Source organism: Paraburkholderia bannensis (genome assembly GCF_014200455.1).
GTDB classification, from domain to species: domain Bacteria; phylum Pseudomonadota; class Gammaproteobacteria; order Burkholderiales; family Burkholderiaceae; genus Paraburkholderia; species Paraburkholderia bannensis_A.
Window position 1 is genome coordinate 1 of sequence record NZ_JACHBW010000033.1, and the last position, 19,116, is coordinate 19,116.

Sequence of the window (19,116 nt, forward strand, 5' to 3'; positions counted from 1 at the left end):
AGCGACAGCCCCGATTCCGACGACCAGGCACGGCAGGTCGCGCAGGCGCTCTACCAGGGCAAGGGCTCGGACCTGTCCGATACGCTCGGCTACGCCCAGCTCATCGCGGCGAGCCTCGGCGAGCAGTGGGCCGGCATGGGCAATGCGCTCTTCGTCGAGCCGGTTACGCACGCGACCCGCACGGTGCTCGCGCCCGCCGAAGCGAGTCTGAACGATGCGTGGCGCCAGACGATCGTCGCTGCGTGGAACCGTTCGTTTGCAGGGCGCTATCCATTCGCCAGCACAGCCAGCGATGCGTCGTTGCCCGAACTCGCGCGCTTCCTGCGTCCGCAGGGCGGCTTGATCGACACGTTCCTCTCCACGCAGCTTGCTGGCGCGTTGCGGTTGCAGGGCGACCAGTGGGTGCCCGCTTCCGGGGGAACAGCCAGCACGGCGCGCGCATTCGATCCAGCCTTCCTGAAGGCGATCAATACGCTTCAGCAGATTGCGGGGTATATGCTCGCGCAGGGCGAGCCGCAGTTCGTGTTCGGTCTCAAGCCGGTGCCGACGCCGGGCGTCACCGATACGCTCCTGACGCTCGATGGGCAGACGCTGCACTACTACAACCAGGTGGAATCCTGGAGCACGATGACGTGGCCATCCGGTGAGCCGCAGAAAGCCGGCACGCGACTCGAATGGCAGACGGATACGGCGGGCACGAACAAGGGCTTCGAATTCCCGGGACGCTGGGCGCTCGTGCGTCTGCTCGAACGCGCCAGGGTCGAGCCAGTGGACAGCGCGACATACCAGCTGACGTGGCAGGCGAAGCCGGAAAACGCCGATCCGAAGTCGGGTGTGAGCAAGGCTGATGGGCTCAGCGATCTCGCCGCGCAAGTGGCGCGCGAGCCACTCGCACCGGCCCCCTCAGATTTAACTCATCCGTTGCGTTACCTGATTCATACAGACGTGGGGCAGGGGCCGATGGAACTGCTCGCGCTTCGGGGGTTCGTGCTGCCCTCGCGCATCTTCGTCGATCGCGGCAGTCCCGTCGCTGCAAGGCAGTCCGCGTCTGCGGGACCGCCGCCACTGCCCAGGACGGCTATCGCTGCTGCGAAGCAGGCGGCGGTCTCGCTTCCCACTGGCATGGTGCCAAAGTGAAGACGCGCCGAACCATGCGCGTGAAAACGATAAACCCTGAGAAGTCCTGATCATGACCGACCCTATCCGGAAAGAATATTCGCAAACAGCACACCATTGAAGAGAAGCACGCGGTCGCTGCATCGCGCGACGGGCGCTGCATGTCGACGTAGTACGCGAACAACACCACGCATCTGCAGTGGGTATGAAGGGCACCGGTGGAAAGCCGTGCCCTTCAATGTCAGGGTAGGCTCCACGTGCACTCTTTGTGCGAAGGCACGTTTGCATGTGCCGCCGGCCGTCCCGCCTTGCCTGCGTATGCGCAGAAGGGCACAAGTGGCAGGCTGCGCCGACCAATATCAAATCGGGAAACTGATGCCCGGAATGCGTGATCCTGGAGCGTTGCTGGACCCGTAAGGCCAGAAGGCGGGTATGAGGCGTTTGCATTGACGGAACGAGCCTCAGGATCACAGCTTCAGGAGCTAGTTCCGTTGGCGGTGGAAGCGGCGGAGTAAAAGCAGATCGGGTTGCCTTGCCGGGTAGCCACGCGTGGAGGCAGCCTGGCATGGCAGGGTTGTTCGCCGAGGCGTGAGGTCGCGTTATAGCGCGACGTCGATGCCGATGTCGCGCCGAGGCCGTTCCAGCGCCAGCCAGCGCTGCACCGTGGGCCGCTGCCACTGATAGCGGGCGTAATCGGCCAGCGGCAGGGGCACGGCGTCGCCGTTGAGCACGAGGCGGTTGAGCATCAGCGCGAGATCGACATCGGCGATACACCAGTCGCCGAACAGGTTGGGCTGGCCGTGCGCCAGCAGCGCCTGCGCCGCGGCAAAAAGCTTGCGCGCGGCGTCTTGAGCCGCAGGAGAAAGCGGCTCGGCAGTGGGGCCGTAGAACACCACTTCGGTCGAGCGTTCCGCACGGATCGGCATCAGGTCGCTGCGCAGCCACGCCTGCACCTGGCGGGCGCGTGCGCGGTCGCGGCGGTCTTCGGGGTAGAGCGCGGACTGCGGAAAAACTTCGTCGAGATACTCGGTGATCGCCGACGATTCGGACAACGCGAAGCCATCGTGGATCAACGTGGGCACGCGTTGCGTGAGCGAGGTCGCGGCAAAATCCGCTGCACGGTTGGCCTGTTTGTCGAGATCGACGGTGTGCAGGGTGAAGGGCAGCGACTTCTCGTGCAGCGCGACGAACACGGACATCGCATAGGGGCTGGCGTATTGCGCGTCGGCGTAGAGTTCGAATTTCGGCTGGGACAAAACGGTCTCCGTTGAACGCGGCGCGATCGGCCACGGTCGTTCATATTACGCGACGTCGTGCACTGCATCTGCCTGAATTTCCTGCGCGCAACGCTCCAGCATTTCAGCGAAAATCCGCTTGGCCGGACTGTCCAGATCGCGCCACGCAAGGCCGATACCGGTGCGATGGTCGCGAAGGTCCAGCGGGCGTGCAATCACTTTGGGTGGGAGCGCCAAGGCCGCATGTTGCGGAATCACGCCAATGCCCAGGCCCGCGGAAATCAGCGCGAGCATGGTGGTGTACTCGCCCAGTTCCGCGGCGATTTCCAGCGACACGCGTTGCTGGCGGAACGCCACCAGCATCTCGTCATAGAGCCCCGGTGCATAGCGGCGCGCAAGCACGAAGGCGGCGCGCCCGCGCAGATCGGCGGGGCGAATCTGCGCCTTGCGCGCCAGTGCGTGATCTTCGGGCACGGCCACCACGAAGCTCTCCTCCATCACCACGCGAATTTCCACGCCCGCACCGCTCACTGGCAGACGGATCAGACCGAAATCGAGCTTGCCGTCGTGCAACGCCGCAATCTGCACCGGCGTGGGCATATCCTTGAGTTCCAGCGTAATCATGGGATACCGCGCGTGCATGCGCCGCATCAGCGCTGGCAGCAGACGCGGCAGCACCGACGAAACAAAGGCCACGCGCAGCGTGCCGATCTCGCCGCGCGCAGAAAGCCGCGCCGCCTGTTCCGCGCGCGCCGCCTGATGGAGCGTGGCGCGCGCCTCGGGCAGAAAGACCGCGCCGGTTTCGCTCAGGGCCACGCGATGGCGGTCGCGCTCGAACAGACGCACGCCCAGGTCTTCTTCGAGAGCCTTGATCTGCATGCTCAGCGCGGGCTGCACGATGCACAGACGCTCGGCGGCGCGGCCGAAATGCAGTTCTTCCGCGAGCGCGACGAAGGCGCGCAAGTGCTTGAGTTCCATGGCGATTGTCGTCGATATCCGACCTTGTTATCACGCTTCATGATAACAAGGTCACGAAAGACTATTGGCCGAAGCGCGCAGAATACGGTCAACTCCCACGGAAGACACCGAAGCCACGCGCCACCCGAGGCTGACGGCGGCGGAGCCGGCCCACGGCCTGCCCGCCACCGGCAGTCCCGCGACGCACACGACAATGACGAACGAGACACTCCGCCTGTTTGGCCTGCATGGCCGTCGCGCCCTGGTGACGGGCTCCGGACGAGGTATCGGGCTTGCCCTTGCGGGCGGCCTGGCGCGCGCCGGCGCCGCACTGGTTATCAACGCACGCAATGAAGCGCAGGCCGCCGAAGCAGCCGCGCGTTTGCGCGACGAAGGCTTGGAAGCCGATATCGCCGTGTTCGACGTTGCCGATGCGCAAGCCGTCACACGCGCCGTTGATGAAATCGAGGCGCATCTTGGCCCCATCGACATCCTCTTCAACAACGCCGGCATCCAGAAACGCGCGCCACTCGACCAGTTCGCCGCAAGCGACTGGGACGAACTGATGCGCGTGAATCTGGACGGCGTGTTCCACGTTTCGAAGGCCGTCGCGCGCCACATGCTTGCGCGCGGACGCGGCAAGATCGTCAACATCAGTTCGGTGCAGAGCGCGCTGGCGCGGCCGACCATCGCGCCTTACGCCGCCTCGAAGGGCGCGCTGCGCATGCTCACGCAGGGCATGTGCGCCGACTGGGCGCGTCACGGCATCCAGATCAATGCGCTCGCGCCGGGCTACTTCGCCACCGACCTCAATCGCGCGCTGGTGGACGACCCGGAGTTCAGCGAATGGCTATGCAAGCGCACGCCTGCGGGCCGCTGGGGCCGCGTCGAAGAGTTATGCGGCGCGGCCGTGTTTCTCGCCTCCGAAGCGTCGAACTTCGTGAACGGGCAGACGCTCTTCGTCGACGGCGGCATGACGAGCGTGGTGTGAGAACGATGCGTGCGCAACGTGTGCACAACGTGTGCGCGGTGTCCGCGCCCATGCAATCAAGGATCAAACGATGAAGTCGAATTCCGCTATTGCTTCCTTGCCGTTGCGCGTGCTCGCGGGTCTTACGCTCGCATGGACGCTGGCCGGGGCGGTTCATACGGCCCACGCCGCTGACTGGATCGTCTCGGGCAACGATGGCAAATATCAGCGTATGGAAGGGCGCGACACCTACCTGACGAACCCGCCGCCGGACACGCTCACGCTGCTCGACGCGAGTCAATTCCCGCCGCAGGTCAAGGCGACGGTTGAAGTCGAAAATGGCATCCAAGGCCCGCCGCAGGCCGTGGCCGTGACGCCCGACGGTGCGCTCGCGCTGGTGGCTGCGCCCACGCGTTACGACGAAGACGCGAAGAAGCTGATCATGGACCCGTTCCTGCAGGTAGTCGATCTGCACGCCACGCCGCCCGCTGTCACGCGCGTCGACCTGGGCGCGCATCCGCAGGGCATCGCGATCGATCGCAGCGGGCGTCTTGCCCTCGTAACCGGCGTGGATGGCCGCGTGGCCGTGGTGCAGATCGACAGCAACAGCGTGAAGATCGCCGACTGGCTCAAGCTGGGCGAAAAGCGTCTGGCGGGCGTGAGCTTCACGCACGATGGCCGCCATGCGCTGGTGTCGCTGCGCGACGAGCAGGGCGTGGCCGTGCTCGACGTCAACGACGGCCATGTGAGCGATACGGGCCTGCGTCTTTCGTCGGGCGTCGCGCCGTACACCATCGACGTATCGAGCGACGGCAAATGGGCCGTGGTAAGCGACGTCGGCCTTGCGGGCCTGCCCCATTACCCGGGCAGGCTGGCGGGCGACGCCGATGCCATCACGCTCATCGACGTTTCGCACGAACCGCTTCGCGCGGTCCAGCATCTCACGGTGCCGTCGCTGCCTGAAGGCGTGGCGATCTCGCCGGATGGACGCTGGATCGGCGTGCAAGCGATGGACGGCTCGAACCTCACGCCCGATAACCCGGGCCGCCACGCGCGCGGCAAGGTCGTGCTGTTCGAGATCCGCAATGGCGTGGCGCATCAGGTCGCCGAAGCGCCAGGCGGCGAGGCAGCGCAGGGCATCGCTTTCACGGCGGACAGCAAGTATCTGATCGTCCAGTTCAACGTCGAGCATCAACTGGCGCTCTACGCGGTCAACGGTGGACATCTGCGCGATACCGGCAAGCGTATCGAAATCCAGGGCGGCCCGTCCTCGCTGCGCACGACGCCGCGGTAAAGCGGCACGACGCTCATGCCGGCGGGTCCGCACGGCGTGAACGTAAAACGCCATAACGATCAAGATTACTAACTTCTAGTCATTCCGATTTTCATACTGTCGATCATGCCTCATTCGATACCTGCACTCTGCGGCTCGCTCGCGGGCCAGCCTTTTACCTTCAACGTCAAGGTGCACAACGCAGCCTATCGCGAACTGGGCCTCGACTACACCTTCGTGAGCTTTGGCGTGGAGGACGCGCCGCTGGCGGTGCAGGCGATCCGCACGCTCGGGATTCGCGGCATGAACGTGACGATGCCGCATAAGCAGGCGGTGATTCCGCATCTGGATGCGCTGGACGAAACGGCGCGCGAGATCGGCGCAGTCAACACCATCGACAATCGCTCAGGAAAGCTGACCGGTTACAACACCGATTGCGTCGGCGCGGTGCGCGCGCTCGAAGAGGTCACCAGCTTGCCCGGCAAACGCATCGCCCTGCTGGGCGCGGGCGGCGCGGCGCGTGCGATTGCCTGGGGCGCGCAACGCGCCGGTGCGAGCGTGACGGTTTTCAATCGCACCGCCGAGCGCGGGCAAAAGCTCGCCGACGACTTCGGCCTGCGCTTTGGCGGCGCGTTGCAGGACTTCGACCCGCACGCCTTCGACGGTGTGGTCAACGCCACGGCGGCAGGCTTTCGCGCACCCGATGCGAGCCCGCTGACGCCGCATCAACTGGCTTCGCATCTGTTCGTGATGGACGCGGCGTTTCTGCCGGTGCGCACCCGCCTGATTCGCGACGCCGGGGCAGCGGGCTGTGCAACCGTCGACGGCACACGCATGTTGCTGCATCAATTCTGCGGGCAGATCGAGCTTTACACGGATCGGCCCGCGCCGTTCGAGGCGATGCGTATCGCGCTGCTCGACGAGATCGAGCGCGTCACGCGCGACGCCCCGTAGCCGGTTCATGCATCCGGCAGCCCGCATCAGACGGGCGCTGGAAGCGGCGATCTGGCGCCTGCAATGCACAGGAGTTGAAATGGAAGGAGACGACATGAAGCAGCAATCGATTGCCATGAACGGTGCAGGAGCGCGCGCAAAGCAAAGCATCCAGGCCGACGCCGCGCAGACCAAAGTCACCTCGGCGGATCTCTACCGCGCGGCGTGGGCGGCGTCGATCGGCAGCGCACTGGAGTACTACGATTTCGCGCTTTACAACCTGGCTTCCGCGCTGATTTTCGGGCCGTTGTTCTTTCCGTCGAGCGACCCGGCGCTTGGTCTGATCGCCAGCTTCGGTGCGTATTTCATCGGCTTCGCGATCCGGCCGGTGGGCGGCATCCTGTTCGGTGCGCTGGGCGACCGCTACGGGCGCAAGTTCGTGCTGATGGCGACGATCCTGCTGATGGGCGTGGCGAGCACGCTGATCGGCGTATTGCCCACTTATGCGAGCGTGGGCATCTGGGCGCCGATCCTGCTGGTGGGGTGCCGCCTCCTGCAAGGACTTGGCGCGGGTGCCGAGCAGGCGGGCGCGGCGGTGCTGATGGCCGAATTCGCGCCGCCGCAACGGCGCGGCTATTTCGCGGCGCTGCCGTTCATGGGTGTGCTGCTGGGCACAGTGATGGCAGCGGCAATCTACTTCGCGCTCGTGCGGGTGGAGGATATTTCGCAAACGCCGCTCTGGCGCGTGCCCTTCTTGCTGAGCGCGGTCATCATCGCCGTAGCGGTTTGGATTCGCCTGCGTCTGCGCGAATCGCCGTCGTTCGCGCGGCTCGAAGCGCGCCAGCAGATCAAGGAAAGCCCGCTGCGCCATCTGATGCGCCACTCCCGGCCGACCGTCCTCAAGGTGATCGGCCTGCGCATGGCGGAAAACGGCGGATCTTCGATCTATCAGTCGCTGGCGATCAGCTATATCGCTACCGCTACGGGTCTGAAAGGGCAGATCGGGCCGCTCGCGCTGCTGTTTGCGGGCGCCTCTGGCGCTATCGTCATTCCGCTTGCAGGACTGCTTGGCGATTGTATCGGCCGCGTGAAAACGTACCGTATTTTTGCGGTCTATCAGCTTGTTCTGGCGTTTCCCACCTGGTGGGTGCTGAGTCTGGGCAACGCCACTGCGAGCATCGTCATGCTGTGCGTGACGCTGGCGGGCGTGTGGGGCATGTTCGCGACGCAAGGCGCGCTGCTGCCCGAATTGTTCGGCGCGCAGCATCGCTATGCGGGCGTGGCGGTGGGGCGCGAGCTGTCGGCGGTGGTGGCGGGCGGCGTCGCGCCGCTGGTGGGCGCGTCGATCATCGCTTATGCAACGACGCACTGGGGCGCCGGGCAGGGTGCCGCGGGCACCGTGCTCGCGTGGATTCCGCTCGCCACTTATGTCGCAGTCCTGAGTTTGATCGGCGTCTTGACGACGTTCCATATCCCCGAAACGCGCGGGCGCAGTCTCGACGACCTCAACGACGCCTGAATTTCACGCAGGCAACGCATTCCCGCACTCCGACGGCGGCCAGTCAGGCCGCCGTTTTTCATTTCCGTCGCGCATTTGCGCGTCCCCGGCCCACTCAAATCTGTCCCCATAAAATTCTTCACGTGGAGATTTATTGCAAATTTCGCAATTATTCTCTGCTTGACGAAACATTTCGATCAAGTATGCAAGCCTGCATCGCTATGGCCTGCAATTCGAGGCGGTTTACGGTTTCGGCGGCGAGGCGCGCAATGCGTGGATCGTGGTGCTGGCGTATCGTGTAGGACTGCTGCATTTTGCAGCCGCCTGGCTGCACGCCAATGGCGACGCCGCGCATTGGCGGGCGGCTACATCTATACGCATCGCAGCGCCGTGAGCGATGCGTGTAGGGCGCAATATCACGAGTTCAATCTCTCGGCGTTCTACGCGCTAAGCAGGCGCACCTGGCGCTACGGGCCGATCGCTTATCAGCAGCCCAGTGGGGCCACGCTGGACGGCTGCCGCAATGCAGTTGTGGCGACGGCCTCGCTGGCCGATGTGTCGAACGGCGCGTCATCGGCGAACGGGCGGCGAGCTGGCGCCAAGCGCTGGCGCGAATAGGTTTGCGGCAACGGTTCTGAATTCTGCCGAACGAAGCGGCGTCAACCGGATAGCGGCGAAGTTAGGGTCCCCCACCCATTGACGCCACCGGACGATTTTGCGATACAGAATATAATTCCGCGCGACCCTCGCCCTGCGGTGAACCGCGTTCACTATTCCCACTATCGCAATGTCTGATTCCGCGCAGAAGCCGGCCCGAGCAAGCGCTCACAAGGAAGATCGCCATTTCGTCACCGCGCTCGCGCGCGGGCTCGAAGTCCTCGCGTGCTTTCGCGGCGGCGACACGACACTCACCAATCAGGAAATCGCCCAGCGCTGCAAGCTGCCCAGGTCGACGGTCTCGCGCCTGACGATGACGCTCACGAAACTGGGCTACCTGATTCATCTGGAAGATACCGGGCGTTATCGGCTGGGGACGGCTTGCCTGGCGCTTGGCAGTTCGATGCTCGCACGCCTGGATGTGCGCAAGCTCGCGCGGCCCATGATGCAGGAGCTTTCGGAGTTTTCGGGCGGCACGGTGTCGCTGGGCGTGCGCGACCGGCTGTCGATGCTGTACATCGAAAGCTGCCGTAGCACGGCGGCGCTTGCGCTCACGCTCGATGTGGGATCGCGCATTCCGGTAGGCACGTCGGCGATCGGGCGGGCATGGCTTGCCGCGGTTCCCGCACGCGAACGCGAGGAGGTGATGGAGCAGATTCACGAACTCGACGACGTGGCGTGGCCTGGCGTGCGCCGCGGCATCGAGCAGGGCGTGAGCGATCATGCCGGACTGGGCGTGACCTGTTCGTTCGGCGAATGGCAGAAAGACGTGAATGGCATTGCGCGCGCGTTCGAACCCGGTGGTGGCCTGCCGGTGATGGCGATCAATGTGGGCGGACCTTCCTTTTCGCTTACACCAGAATTTCTGCTCGATGAAGTGAAGCCACGGTTGCTGCACATGATCGCGCAACTGGAAGCGGCCATCGCGGGACGATGAGGGCGAGGGCGCGAGCATGGCGACAGCCGGTTTGTTCGCGCCTTTTCTTTTGGGTCAAATAATTCGGTATGCGAAATTGATTGGGCGTAATTACCGCAGTCTGGACAACCCGCAATGAGGTCTGCAGCGCAAAATGCAGCACGGTGATCCATGCCGGGTGAATCACGGCGAGTCCCACCGCCCGTCGCGCCGGAAAATCCCAGCCTTTCAATTTTGCCCCTCGCCAGTGGGGTTTTTCCCGAGCCAACGAGTCCAATCGGCGCTTTACAGCGCCAGAGCCTCCGCGTTTGCATTTCTGCAATGCAGAATTCATGATCGCTTTGCAGAACAATCTCGTGAGCTAGCGTGGCTCGATTTCATAGGCCGCGCCTCGCCTATGGAGGCCTGTGGATTTCATGAGTATCGATCTCCAGTCGAGCTTCAGTGGCACGCGTCCCGTCGCGCCTGCGCATGCTTTCGATATCGGGCGTCTCGCCGAATGGATGCGCGAGCATGTCGATGGCTTCAATGGCCGCGTCAATGTCGAGCAATTCAAGGGTGGTCAGTCGAATCCCACTTTTCTGCTCGAATCGGCTGGCGGGCGCTACGTGCTGCGGCGCAAGCCGCCTGGCGAGTTGCTGCCTTCCGCCCACGCGGTGGAGCGCGAATACCGCGTAATCCGCGCGCTCGCGCAGACCGACGTGCCGGTTGCGAAGACCTTTGCGCTGTGCGAGGACGCCGGCGTGATCGGCTCGCCGTTTTATCTCATGGAATACGTGGAGGGCCGCATTTTCTGGGACGCGGCGCTGCCCGACATGACGAGCGAAGCGCGCGCGGCGATCTATGGCGAAATGAATCGCGTGATTGCCGCGCTGCATTCGGTCGATCCCGATGCGATTGGTCTGGGCGATTACGGCCGCACCGGCAACTATATCGAGCGGCAGGTCGCCCGCTGGACGCGCCAGTATCGCGCCTCTGAGACCGAGCGTATCGAGGCGGCCGACGCACTGATCGACTGGCTACCGGAACATATCCCGCGAGGCGACGAGCGCCGCATCGTGCACGGCGATTATCGGCTCGATAACGTCGTTTTTCACCCGCACGAAGCGCGCATTGTGGCGGTGCTCGACTGGGAGCTTTCCACGCTCGGCCATCCGCTGGTCGACTTCGCCTATCACTGCATGATCTGGCACATGCAGGCCGGTGCGCGCCGCGGCCTGGTGGGGCTCGATATCGCCGCGCTCGGCATTCCAGACGAAAAGACCTATCTCAAGCGCTATCTGGAGAAGGTTGCGCGCGCATCCAGGTCGGCCGTGCCCGAAGCGGACTGGGGTTACTACCTCGTCTTCAATATGTTCCGGCTGGTGGGCATCCTGCAAGGCGTGATGGCGCGCGCGCTGCAGGGCAATGCCTCCAGTGCGCTCGCACTGGAAACAGGTCGGCGCACGCGGCCGCTTGCGGAGCAGGCCTGGGCGCTGGCACGCCAGGTCGATGCCCTGCGCTAGCGCGGCGCGTCTATCCAGACCCACCTATTCCGGCCAACCTCGGGCCGACCACTCACGCGGACAAGACATATGAACTTCGAACACTCAGGCAAGGTGAAAGCACTGCAGGCGCGTCTTACGGCGTTCATGGAGCAGCATGTCTATCCGGCGGAAAAACAGTTCGCCGCTGAAATGGATGCTGCGCGCCGTGCAGGCAACCCATGGCAGCCCGCGCCGGTCATGGAGCAGCTCAAGGACAAGGCGCGCGCCGCCGATCTGTGGAATCTGTTTCTTCCCGCGCACGAAGGCGAGGGCGGCCTGACGAATCTGGAATATGCGCCGCTATGCGCAATCATGGGCCGTTCCGCGATTGGCGCGGAGCCGTTCAACTGCTCCGCGCCCGATACGGGCAATATGGAAACGCTGCTGCGCTACGGCAGCGAAGCGCAAAAACGCGAATGGCTCGCGCCGCTGCTGGACGGCAAGATCCGCTCGGCCTTCGCGATGACGGAGCCGGCGGTGGCATCGTCGGATGCGACCAATATCGAGGCACGCATCGAGCGCGACGGCGATCACTACGTCATCAACGCGCGCAAATGGTGGACCTCGGGCGCGAACGATCCGCGCTGCAAGATCCTCGTTTTCATGGGCAAGACCGACCCCGAGGGTGCGAATCGTCATCAACGCCAGTCGATGGTGCTGGTGCCGCTCGATACGCCAGGGGTGACGGTGCTGCGCCATCTGCCGGTGTTCGGCTACGACGATGCACCGCACGGTCACGCCGAAGTGCTGTTCGAGAACGTGCGCGTGCCGGTGACGAATGTGTTGCTGGGCGAGGGCCGTGGCTTCGAGATCGCGCAGGGGCGACTCGGGCCGGGCCGCATTCATCATTGCATGCGTCTGATTGGCCGCGCCGAGCGTGCGCTCGAAGCCATGTGCCAACGCACCACGCAGCGCACCGCCTTCGGCCGCAGGATTGCCGATCAGGGCGTGACGCGCGAGCGCATCGCCAATGCGCGCATCCTGATCGATCAGGCGCGCTTTCTGGTGCTGCACGCGGCCTGGAAAATGGATGAGGTCGGCAACAAGGCGGCGCGCAAGGAGATTGCCATGATCAAGGTGGCCGCGCCCGCAATGGCCTGCCAGGTGATCGACTGGGCGATCCAGGCGCATGGCGGCGGGGGAGTGAGCGACGATTTTGGTCTTGCGCGCGCCTACGCGAGCGCCCGCACGATCCGTCTCGCCGATGGACCGGACGAGGTGCATCGCAACGCCATCGCCAAGATGGAACTCGCGGCTTACCTTTAAGCCGTGGAGCTCAACATGAACGCGAATTCACATCCGGCAACCGGGCCGAACAGCACGCCGTTTGCGAGCATCGGCGACCAGATCCGTCAATGGGCGGTGGAGCAGGGCGATCATCCGGCGCTGATCTGCGAAGACACGACCTATAGCTACGCCGATCTCGATGCGATGACCGATCAGTGCGCGTGCGCATTGCAACGCGATGGCATTGCGCCCGAAGACGTGATCGCGATCTGCGCGAACGCTTCGCCCTGGTACGCGGCGGTCTTTCTGGGCGCGCTGCGTGCGGGCGTGGCGGTCGCGCCGCTTGCGCCGTCCTCGCATCCGGACAGCCTCGCGGCCATGATTGCGAATTCCGGCGCGCGCGTGTTGTTCCTCGACGCGTCCGTGCGCGAGGCCCTGCAAGGCGCCGCCACGCCGCCCGATGTGCGCAGCGTGCGGCTGGATGCGCAACACGATGCCGCAGACGTCACCGCCATCGACGCCTGGCTTGCGCCGCGCGGGAGGGTGCCGCGCCACGTCGATATCCAGTCTGAATGGGCCTTCAACATCATCTATTCGTCGGGAACGACTGGCTCGCCCAAGGGCATCGTGCAATCGCATGCGATGCGCTTCGCCTACGCGGCGCGCACCGTCGAGCGCGGATACGGACCGCAGGCGGTCACGCTGATTTCGACGCCGCTCTATTCGAACACCACGCTCGTGAGCTTCTTCCCCACGCTTCAGCTGGGCGGGACCGTCGTGCTGATGCCGAAGTTCGAAACGAAGCGCTATCTGGAACTGGCGCAACAGCATCGCGCGACGCACACGATGCTCGTGCCGGTTCAATACCAGCGCCTGATGGCCGAGCCCGATTTCGACCGCTACGACCTGTCGAGTTTTGTTTCGAAGTCCTGCACGAGTGCGCCGTTTGCGGCGCGCGTGAAGGCCGACGTCGTGCGCCGCTGGCCCGGCAGTCTCACCGAGTTTTACGGCATGACCGAAGGCGGCGCATCGTGCGAACTCAGCGCCAACGACCACCCGGACAAACTCCATACCGTTGGCCGCGTGATGCCCGGCCACGAAATGCGCCTGATCGACGCCGCCGGCAACGAATTGCCGCCGGGCAGTATTGGCGAGATCGTGGGCCGTTCGCCGACGATGATGACGGGCTACTATCGCCAGCCCGACAAAACCGCGCAAGCGGAATGGCACGACCGTGGCGGCCAGCGTTTCATCCGCACTGGCGATATTGGCCGCTTCGACGAAGATGGTTTTCTCGTGCTGATGGATCGCAAGAAGGACATGATTATTTCGGGCGGCTTCAACGTCTATCCCAGCGATCTCGAACAGGTGTTGCTGCAGCATCCGGATATCGCGGAAGCGGCGGTCGTGGGTATCGCGTCGGAGCGCTGGGGCGAGACGCCGGTGGCCTTTGTCACCTTGCGCGACGGCGCTGCGGTTGAGGGCGCAACGCTCGCGAGCTGGGCGAACGCGCGCTTGGGGAAGATGCAGCGTCTTGCCGAAGTGGTGATTGCGGACGCCTTGCCGCGCAGTGCGATCGGCAAAATCCTCAAGCGTGAATTACGCGAGAGTTTTAAGCCCTCGCGCGCCTACTAGCATTGAGGCGCGCCGCCTGGCGCGCGCCTTCAATCGAGAATCGAAGCGTTGACGCATCAAGGCAGGCCGGCGCGCGGCGCTTCAGGAAAGCAAAGCCCTACGACGAAGTCGTCGAGCGTGGCGGTCAACGTCGTCATGCGGCCTCGCAAATGCAATGCGGGCCGCGACCATGACAATCAGAACGCGGCCCGCCTCCTTCACAAGGACATTACTTCGCTGCTGCCACCGCCGTATCGGGCAGCGCCTTGATATTGCCGCCTTCCACGACGGCTACCACGGCGCGTCCCATCGTGATGCCGCCGCGCGGATCCACGCCGGTCAGGCCATGCGGATTGTTCTGCGGCGAAAGCGATTTTAGCGCCTGATCGTAGGCTTTGCGGATCGCGGTGGCATCGCTGGTTGTGCCCGCAACCTTCATCGCCTGCGCGGTCGCCCAGACGGCGGTGTAGTTGAGCGAGGCTTCCTGGCTCGGCAGATGTCCGCCGTGCGTCTTCGAAAAGCGCGCGACAAAGGATCTGGCGTCGGGCGAAGGATCGTCGCCGATCGGCATCACGCCAATCGATCCATCGAGCGCGCCGTAGCCGCCCGCGATCTTCGCGACTTCGTCGAGCTTGGCCTGGTCCATCACCACGAAGCCGCCTTTGAAGCCCAGTTCGCGCGCCTGGCGGATGATGAGGCCGGTCGGCTCGGACGGCCCGCCCACGAAGATCACTTTAGGCTTCGAGGCCAGCACGCGGCTCACGCCGCTGTAGAAGTCGGTGGCACGGTTATAGGACATCGGATTATCGGCGACGATGGTGCCGCCCGCCGCCTGCCACGCGGGCTTGAACGCGGCGGTCCAGGCTTTGCCGTAGTCGGTATCGGTGTTCGCGATGGCGGCGTCCTTGCCGAACTTGTCCATCTCGTACTTCACGAATGCAGGCGTATACGAGGTGAATTCCGGCGGGATGCGAATCGTGAGCGGATTGCCGCGCGCCGCCAGTTGCGGCACGCTCGTATAGGCAAGCAGGAGCAGCTTCTGCTGCTGGTTGATCGTCTGGACTGCGTAGCATCCGCCTGAGTGGGGAACCAGCACGACGCTGGCGCTGTTTTCCTGCGAAAGCCGGCGCGCGTTGATGGCGGTCTCGCTCGGGTTGTACTGGTCGTCGAGCGCCACCACGTCAAGCTTGACCTTCTTGCCGCCCACCACGAGACCGGCCTGATTGATTTCGGCGACGGCCATCTGCATGCCTTCGAGCACTTCCTGGCCGTATTTGGCGGCGCCGCCGCTAAGCGGCCCCGAATAGCCGATGTGCACAGCGGCTTCCTGCGCCTTCGCCGGCGCGGCCAGCGCAAGCGAGACGGCAAAGGTCGTGGCAACCGCGAGAGACAGCTTGCTGACGATCATGAACGTATCCTCGAAGGAGTGACGGTGAAGAACCGCTGAATCGAAACGTGGCAATCGGATGAAACGTCAGCCGCCTACATAGGCGCGCCGCACCGCTTCATTGCCGGCGAGGCTTTCATAGGTGCCTTCCAGTACGATGCGGCCCGATTCCACGACATAGGCGCGGTGCGCGATCTTGAGCGCCGCGTGCGCGTTCTGTTCGGCCAGCAGCACCGTGGTGCCAGCGCGATTGATGCGCTGGATCACCTCGAAAGTCTGCTTGACTACAAGCGGCGCGAGGCCGAGCGAGGGCTCGTCGAGCAGCAGCACGCGCGGGCGGCTCATCAGCGCGCGGCCAATCGCCACCATCTGCTGCTGGCCTCCGCTCAGCGACCCTGCCGGATCGTCCTTGCGGCTGACCAGATCGGGAAAGAGCGTGAGCACGTCGTCCAGGCGCTGGCGGTTGCCCGTTCGGTCGCGCCGGTGCGCATACGCGCCTAGCATCAGGTTCTTGAGCACCGACATCGCCGGAAACAGCTTGCGTCCCTCGGGACAGTGGATCACGCCCGCGCGCACGACATCGGCGGGCCGCTTGCCGACCAGATCAACGTCCTTCAGGCGGATCTGGCCGCCGCTGGCCCGCGTGAGTGCGCTTGCCGCGCGAAAGATCGAGCTTTTGCCCGCGCCGTTCGCGCCCAGCAGCACCACGAGTTCGCCTTCATCGGCACGCAGGGTGATGCCGTGCAAGGCGCGAAAGCTGCCGTAATCGAGGCTTACGTCATTGAACGTCAGCATGTTCGCTCCCGAGATAGGCGTCGATCACGGCCGGGTCTTTGCGGATGGCGTCGGGCGTGCCCTCGGCGATTTTTTCGCCATGGTCGAGCACCATGATCTTGTCCGCGAGATTCATGATCATGCTCATCTTGTGCTCGACCAGGCATACAGTCATGCCGCGCCGCGCGATCTTGCGGATCAGGGCGGCCAGGCCATCGGTTTCTTCGGGATTCACGCCGCCTGCCGGTTCGTCGAGCAGGAGCAGCGTGGGATCGGTCGCAAGCGCGAGCGCGATCGCCACGCGTTTGCGTTCTTCCTGCGTGATGCCGCCCGCGGGCTTCGCTTCCAGATGCGCAAGGCCCACGAAATCGAGCGCTTCGCGCGCCTTGTCGCGGCAGGTGCGTTCTTCGGCTTTGCAGCGCGAAGTGCGCAGCAACGCGTCCCACAGATTCGAGCGCGTGCGCAGGCGGTGCCCGACGATCAGGTTCTCCAGCACCGAAGCCGTTTCGAACAGCGCGGTGGCCTGAAAGGTGCGCGCCACGCCCAGGCGCGCCATCTGGTCGGCGCGCAGGCCCGTCACGTTCTGGCCGCGCAGGCGGATCGTGCCGGCGCTCGGCCGGTACATGCCGCTGATCAGGTTGAAGAAGGTGGTCTTGCCCGCGCCATTGGGACCGATGATGGCGTTGACGCGGCCTTCCTCGATCTGCGTGCTGACGTTCGTGACGGCCTTCAGGCCTCCGAACTGTTTGGAGAGTGCGCTGATTTCAAGCATGGCCGTCTCCGCTGGACGTGGCGCGGCGCGCGGGTGGCGCGGTGACCTGGCGCAACGCGATGCGGCTGCGCACGCTCTGATAAAGACCCACGAGGCCGCGCGGCAGGAAGATCAGCAGCACGATCAGCAAGGGGCCGAACACGATGAACCGGTAGTCCTGCATGAACTGCAGCGACTGCGTGAGCCACGGCAGCGCGATAGCGCCCAGCAGCGGCCCGGCCAGGGTGCCGATGCCGCCCACCACCGCATACATGGTCATGTCGAAGGTGTGGCTGATGTTGGCGAGATCGGGGCCGAGAAAGCGCACGAACCCGGCATACAGGCCGCCTGCGATGCCCGCGTAGAACGTCGAGATCAGGAACGCCAGCATCTTGTTGCGCATCAGATCGATGCCGAGCGCCTGGGCGAGATGCTCGCTGTTGCGGATCGCCACGAAGGTATGGCCCAGCAGCGAATGCACGATGCGATGCATCAGCCACATGCCCGCGACGAGAAACGCGAAGGTGAGGTAGTAGAGCGCGCGCGGGCTTTCGAACGAAACCGGGCCGATATCGGGCGGCGCGGCAATGCCGATGATGCCCACCACGCCGTGCGTGACGCTGTCCCATTTCTCGATCACGAGAAAGATGATGTAGCCCACGCAGAGCGTGAAGATCGCGAAGTAATTGCCCTTCAGGCGCAGCGAAACGATGCCGACGAAAAAACCCAGCACCACGCTCAGCACGCCCGCGAGCGCAAATGCGGCCCAGAACGGCACCTGATAGTCCACGGTGAGAATGCCCACCGTATAGGCGCCGACCGCCATGAAGCCGCCATGCGCGAGATTGAACTGGCCCGTGTAGCCGGTCAGCAGATTCAGCCCCACCGTGGCGAGCGCAAAGATATAGGCCGTGGACATCACCGTGAGCGAATAGTCGTTGCGCACCAGAAAAGGCAGCACCAGACCGGCGACGAACAGCGCGATCCAGCCGGAGTGACGCGTCAGCGGCGTCTGGGAGGGGGTGGTCATGATGCGCGCATCTCCCGCGAAAAGAGTCCTTGCGGACGCAGTGACAGGATCGCCACCAGCAGCACGAATGCGATCAGGTCCTGATAGTCGGGCGAGACGTAGAAAGCGCCGAAGCTCTCGGCCATCCCGATGATGAGCCCGCCCACCACCGCGCCTGGCACGCTGCCCATGCCGCCCAGGATGATGATGACGAAAGCCTTGAGGATCACTAACTGGCCCATCGCCGGATAGATAAGGTTGATGGGCGCATAGAGCGCGGCGGCCACCGCGGCCAGCACGCCGGAGAGGGCGAAGGTGGCCATGCCCACCTTGCGTGGATCGATGCCCATGAGCGCCGCGCCTTCGCGGTTCTGCGCGACCGCCAGAATGGTTGAGCCCGCAACGGTGTGGTGGAGGAACAGTTGCAGCGCCAGCACGAGCCCAAAAGCGGCGGCGACGATGAGCAGGCGCTGGATGGGCGCGATGACGCCGTTCCATTCGAGCACACCGGACCACGGCGGCGACATGCGGTGGAAGTCGGTGCCCCAGAGCGCCTGCGCGGCGGCTTCGAGAAACAGCATGAGGCCGATGGCGGCGATCATCGGCGAGAGTTCGGGGGCGTTGCGCAGCGGGTAGAACACCAGACGCTCGGCAAGGATGGCCAGCACGGCGACGCATACGGCAGCGACAACCATGGCGCTCCAGTAGCCCAGTCCGAAGCGCGAAGTGAGGTAGAACGCGGCAAATGCGCCGACCATGTAGAACGCGCCGTGCGCGAAATTGGGCACGGCCATGATCCCGTACACCAGCGTGAGGCCGAGCGCGACGAGGCTGTAGATGCCTCCAAGCGTCAGACCGTTGAGCACCTGCTGCAAAAACAGATCCACCGTGACCTCCCGAACACGGGCCTTACGCGTCGAGCGCCGCGCGAGGCGGCAGGGCGAAGGCCGGAGATTGAACTGCCGCGCACCCGGGTGACGGTTGACGGCAGGCGTTTCGATCATGCGGTTGCTGCGAGGACTGGCCTTGAGCATCGACATCCGGCCAGGTTCAATTTGGCAATGAATTCTGCAGTGCAGTCAGCCTGGGGAAAATACCAGACGGTCGTTCGAAAATCGCCAGAGCGTTATTTTTAAGCGTTTTTTTCGACGAAACCGATGGATTTTGCGGTGCAGCGGACTACAAACGGAGACGGCTGACTGCCTTGACTCACGCTAATCGCGTGACTAAGTTCTGCCATGCCGTCAGTCATTCCACGGATTAGAAGTGATTC

General features: G+C 64.3%; 17 protein-coding genes. 10 read left to right on the top strand and 7 right to left on the bottom strand.

Annotated features, from left to right (window positions below; all coding sequences use genetic code 11):
- Positions 1-1,137, top strand: a 1,137-nt coding sequence (locus F4827_RS32785) for a type VI secretion IcmF C-terminal domain-containing protein (RefSeq protein WP_311675122.1), incomplete at its 5' end; no start/stop codon positions are given.
- Positions 1,138-1,715: 578 nt separating this feature from the next.
- On the opposite strand, the gene yfcF is transcribed toward F4827_RS32785, so the two are convergent.
- Both yfcF and F4827_RS32795 read right to left on the bottom strand, forming a co-directional pair.
- Positions 1,716-2,372: a glutathione transferase gene (yfcF, locus tag F4827_RS32790; RefSeq protein ID WP_183732733.1), complete on the bottom strand. Its 657-nt coding sequence runs from the start codon at positions 2,370-2,372 to the stop codon at positions 1,716-1,718.
- Between the two features lie 45 nt (positions 2,373-2,417).
- Positions 2,418-3,329: a LysR family transcriptional regulator gene (locus F4827_RS32795; RefSeq protein WP_183732735.1), complete on the bottom strand. Its 912-nt coding sequence runs from the start codon at positions 3,327-3,329 to the stop codon at positions 2,418-2,420.
- Positions 3,330-3,522: 193 nt separating this feature from the next.
- Between F4827_RS32795 and F4827_RS32800 the strand changes: the two genes are divergently transcribed.
- The 9 genes from F4827_RS32800 (at position 3,523) to F4827_RS32840 (ending at position 13,943) form a co-directional block, all read left to right on the top strand.
- Positions 3,523-4,299, top strand: a complete 777-nt coding sequence (locus F4827_RS32800; RefSeq protein ID WP_183732737.1) for an SDR family oxidoreductase — start codon at positions 3,523-3,525, stop codon at positions 4,297-4,299.
- A 70-nt stretch (positions 4,300-4,369) separates the two neighbouring features.
- The gene (locus F4827_RS32805; RefSeq protein WP_183732739.1) at positions 4,370-5,572 is read left to right on the top strand and encodes a YncE family protein; all 1,203 of its coding nucleotides are present in this window, start codon (positions 4,370-4,372) and stop codon (positions 5,570-5,572) included.
- Between the two features lie 105 nt (positions 5,573-5,677).
- Positions 5,678-6,505, top strand: a complete 828-nt coding sequence (locus F4827_RS32810; protein WP_183732742.1) for a shikimate dehydrogenase — start codon at positions 5,678-5,680, stop codon at positions 6,503-6,505.
- Positions 6,506-6,599: 94 nt separating this feature from the next.
- Positions 6,600-8,003, top strand: a complete 1,404-nt coding sequence (locus tag F4827_RS32815) for an MFS transporter (protein ID WP_260175531.1) — start codon at positions 6,600-6,602, stop codon at positions 8,001-8,003.
- Between the two features lie 333 nt (positions 8,004-8,336).
- Positions 8,337-8,600 (top strand): hypothetical protein, encoded by a 264-nt coding sequence (locus tag F4827_RS32820; protein ID WP_183732745.1) that lies wholly within the window; start codon positions 8,337-8,339, stop codon positions 8,598-8,600.
- A gap of 169 nt (positions 8,601-8,769) precedes the next feature.
- A complete protein-coding gene (locus F4827_RS32825; protein ID WP_183732746.1) occupies positions 8,770-9,576 on the top strand; it encodes an IclR family transcriptional regulator in 807 nt (268 codons plus the stop codon).
- A gap of 395 nt (positions 9,577-9,971) precedes the next feature.
- Complete coding sequence (locus F4827_RS32830) at positions 9,972-11,060, top strand: phosphotransferase (RefSeq protein WP_183732749.1); 1,089 nt, start codon at positions 9,972-9,974, stop codon at positions 11,058-11,060.
- Between the two features lie 69 nt (positions 11,061-11,129).
- The gene (locus tag F4827_RS32835; protein ID WP_183732752.1) at positions 11,130-12,347 is read left to right on the top strand and encodes an acyl-CoA dehydrogenase family protein; all 1,218 of its coding nucleotides are present in this window, start codon (positions 11,130-11,132) and stop codon (positions 12,345-12,347) included.
- A 15-nt stretch (positions 12,348-12,362) separates the two neighbouring features.
- On the top strand, positions 12,363-13,943 hold the full coding sequence (locus tag F4827_RS32840; RefSeq protein ID WP_183732755.1) for a class I adenylate-forming enzyme family protein: 1,581 nt from the start codon (positions 12,363-12,365) through the stop codon (positions 13,941-13,943).
- 208 nt (positions 13,944-14,151) lie between these two features.
- Here F4827_RS32840 and F4827_RS32845 read toward each other — a convergent pair whose 3' ends face one another.
- The 5 genes from F4827_RS32845 to F4827_RS32865 form a co-directional block, all read right to left on the bottom strand.
- Positions 14,152-15,330, bottom strand: coding sequence for an ABC transporter substrate-binding protein (locus tag F4827_RS32845; protein ID WP_183732760.1), 1,179 nt, complete (start codon positions 15,328-15,330; stop codon positions 14,152-14,154).
- Between the two features lie 66 nt (positions 15,331-15,396).
- The gene (locus tag F4827_RS32850; RefSeq protein WP_183732763.1) at positions 15,397-16,104 is read right to left on the bottom strand and encodes an ABC transporter ATP-binding protein; all 708 of its coding nucleotides are present in this window, start codon (positions 16,102-16,104) and stop codon (positions 15,397-15,399) included.
- Entirely contained in the window at positions 16,088-16,855 is a 768-nt protein-coding gene (locus tag F4827_RS32855; RefSeq protein ID WP_183732766.1) for an ABC transporter ATP-binding protein, read from the bottom strand. Before F4827_RS32855 ends, F4827_RS32850 begins: the two co-directional genes overlap by 17 nt.
- Positions 16,848-17,864 carry a branched-chain amino acid ABC transporter permease gene (locus tag F4827_RS32860; RefSeq protein ID WP_183732768.1) on the bottom strand — a complete coding sequence of 339 codons (1,017 nt, stop codon included), beginning with the start codon at positions 17,862-17,864 and terminating at the stop codon, positions 16,848-16,850. Before F4827_RS32860 ends, F4827_RS32855 begins: the two co-directional genes overlap by 8 nt.
- Positions 17,861-18,730 (bottom strand): branched-chain amino acid ABC transporter permease, encoded by an 870-nt coding sequence (locus tag F4827_RS32865; protein WP_183732841.1) that lies wholly within the window; start codon positions 18,728-18,730, stop codon positions 17,861-17,863. Before F4827_RS32865 ends, F4827_RS32860 begins: the two co-directional genes overlap by 4 nt.
- Between the last annotated feature and the right edge of the window lie 386 nt (positions 18,731-19,116).

Coding starts and splice junctions, on each gene's coding strand:
- F4827_RS32835 (WP_183732752.1), top strand. CDS start 11,130: ATGAACTTCGAACACTCAGGCAAGGTGAAAGCACTGCAGGCGCGTCTT.
- F4827_RS32810 (WP_183732742.1), top strand. CDS start 5,678: ATGCCTCATTCGATACCTGCACTCTGCGGCTCGCTCGCGGGCCAGCCT.
- F4827_RS32850 (WP_183732763.1), bottom strand. CDS start 16,104: ATGCTGACGTTCAATGACGTAAGCCTCGATTACGGCAGCTTTCGCGCC.
- F4827_RS32855 (WP_183732766.1), bottom strand. CDS start 16,855: ATGCTTGAAATCAGCGCACTCTCCAAACAGTTCGGAGGCCTGAAGGCC.
- F4827_RS32860 (WP_183732768.1), bottom strand. CDS start 17,864: ATGACCACCCCCTCCCAGACGCCGCTGACGCGTCACTCCGGCTGGATC.
- F4827_RS32825 (WP_183732746.1), top strand. CDS start 8,770: ATGTCTGATTCCGCGCAGAAGCCGGCCCGAGCAAGCGCTCACAAGGAA.
- F4827_RS32840 (WP_183732755.1), top strand. CDS start 12,363: ATGAACGCGAATTCACATCCGGCAACCGGGCCGAACAGCACGCCGTTT.
- F4827_RS32845 (WP_183732760.1), bottom strand. CDS start 15,330: ATGATCGTCAGCAAGCTGTCTCTCGCGGTTGCCACGACCTTTGCCGTC.
- F4827_RS32805 (WP_183732739.1), top strand. CDS start 4,370: ATGAAGTCGAATTCCGCTATTGCTTCCTTGCCGTTGCGCGTGCTCGCG.
- F4827_RS32830 (WP_183732749.1), top strand. CDS start 9,972: ATGAGTATCGATCTCCAGTCGAGCTTCAGTGGCACGCGTCCCGTCGCG.
- F4827_RS32795 (WP_183732735.1), bottom strand. CDS start 3,329: ATGGAACTCAAGCACTTGCGCGCCTTCGTCGCGCTCGCGGAAGAACTG.
- F4827_RS32815 (WP_260175531.1), top strand. CDS start 6,600: ATGAAGCAGCAATCGATTGCCATGAACGGTGCAGGAGCGCGCGCAAAG.
- F4827_RS32800 (WP_183732737.1), top strand. CDS start 3,523: ATGACGAACGAGACACTCCGCCTGTTTGGCCTGCATGGCCGTCGCGCC.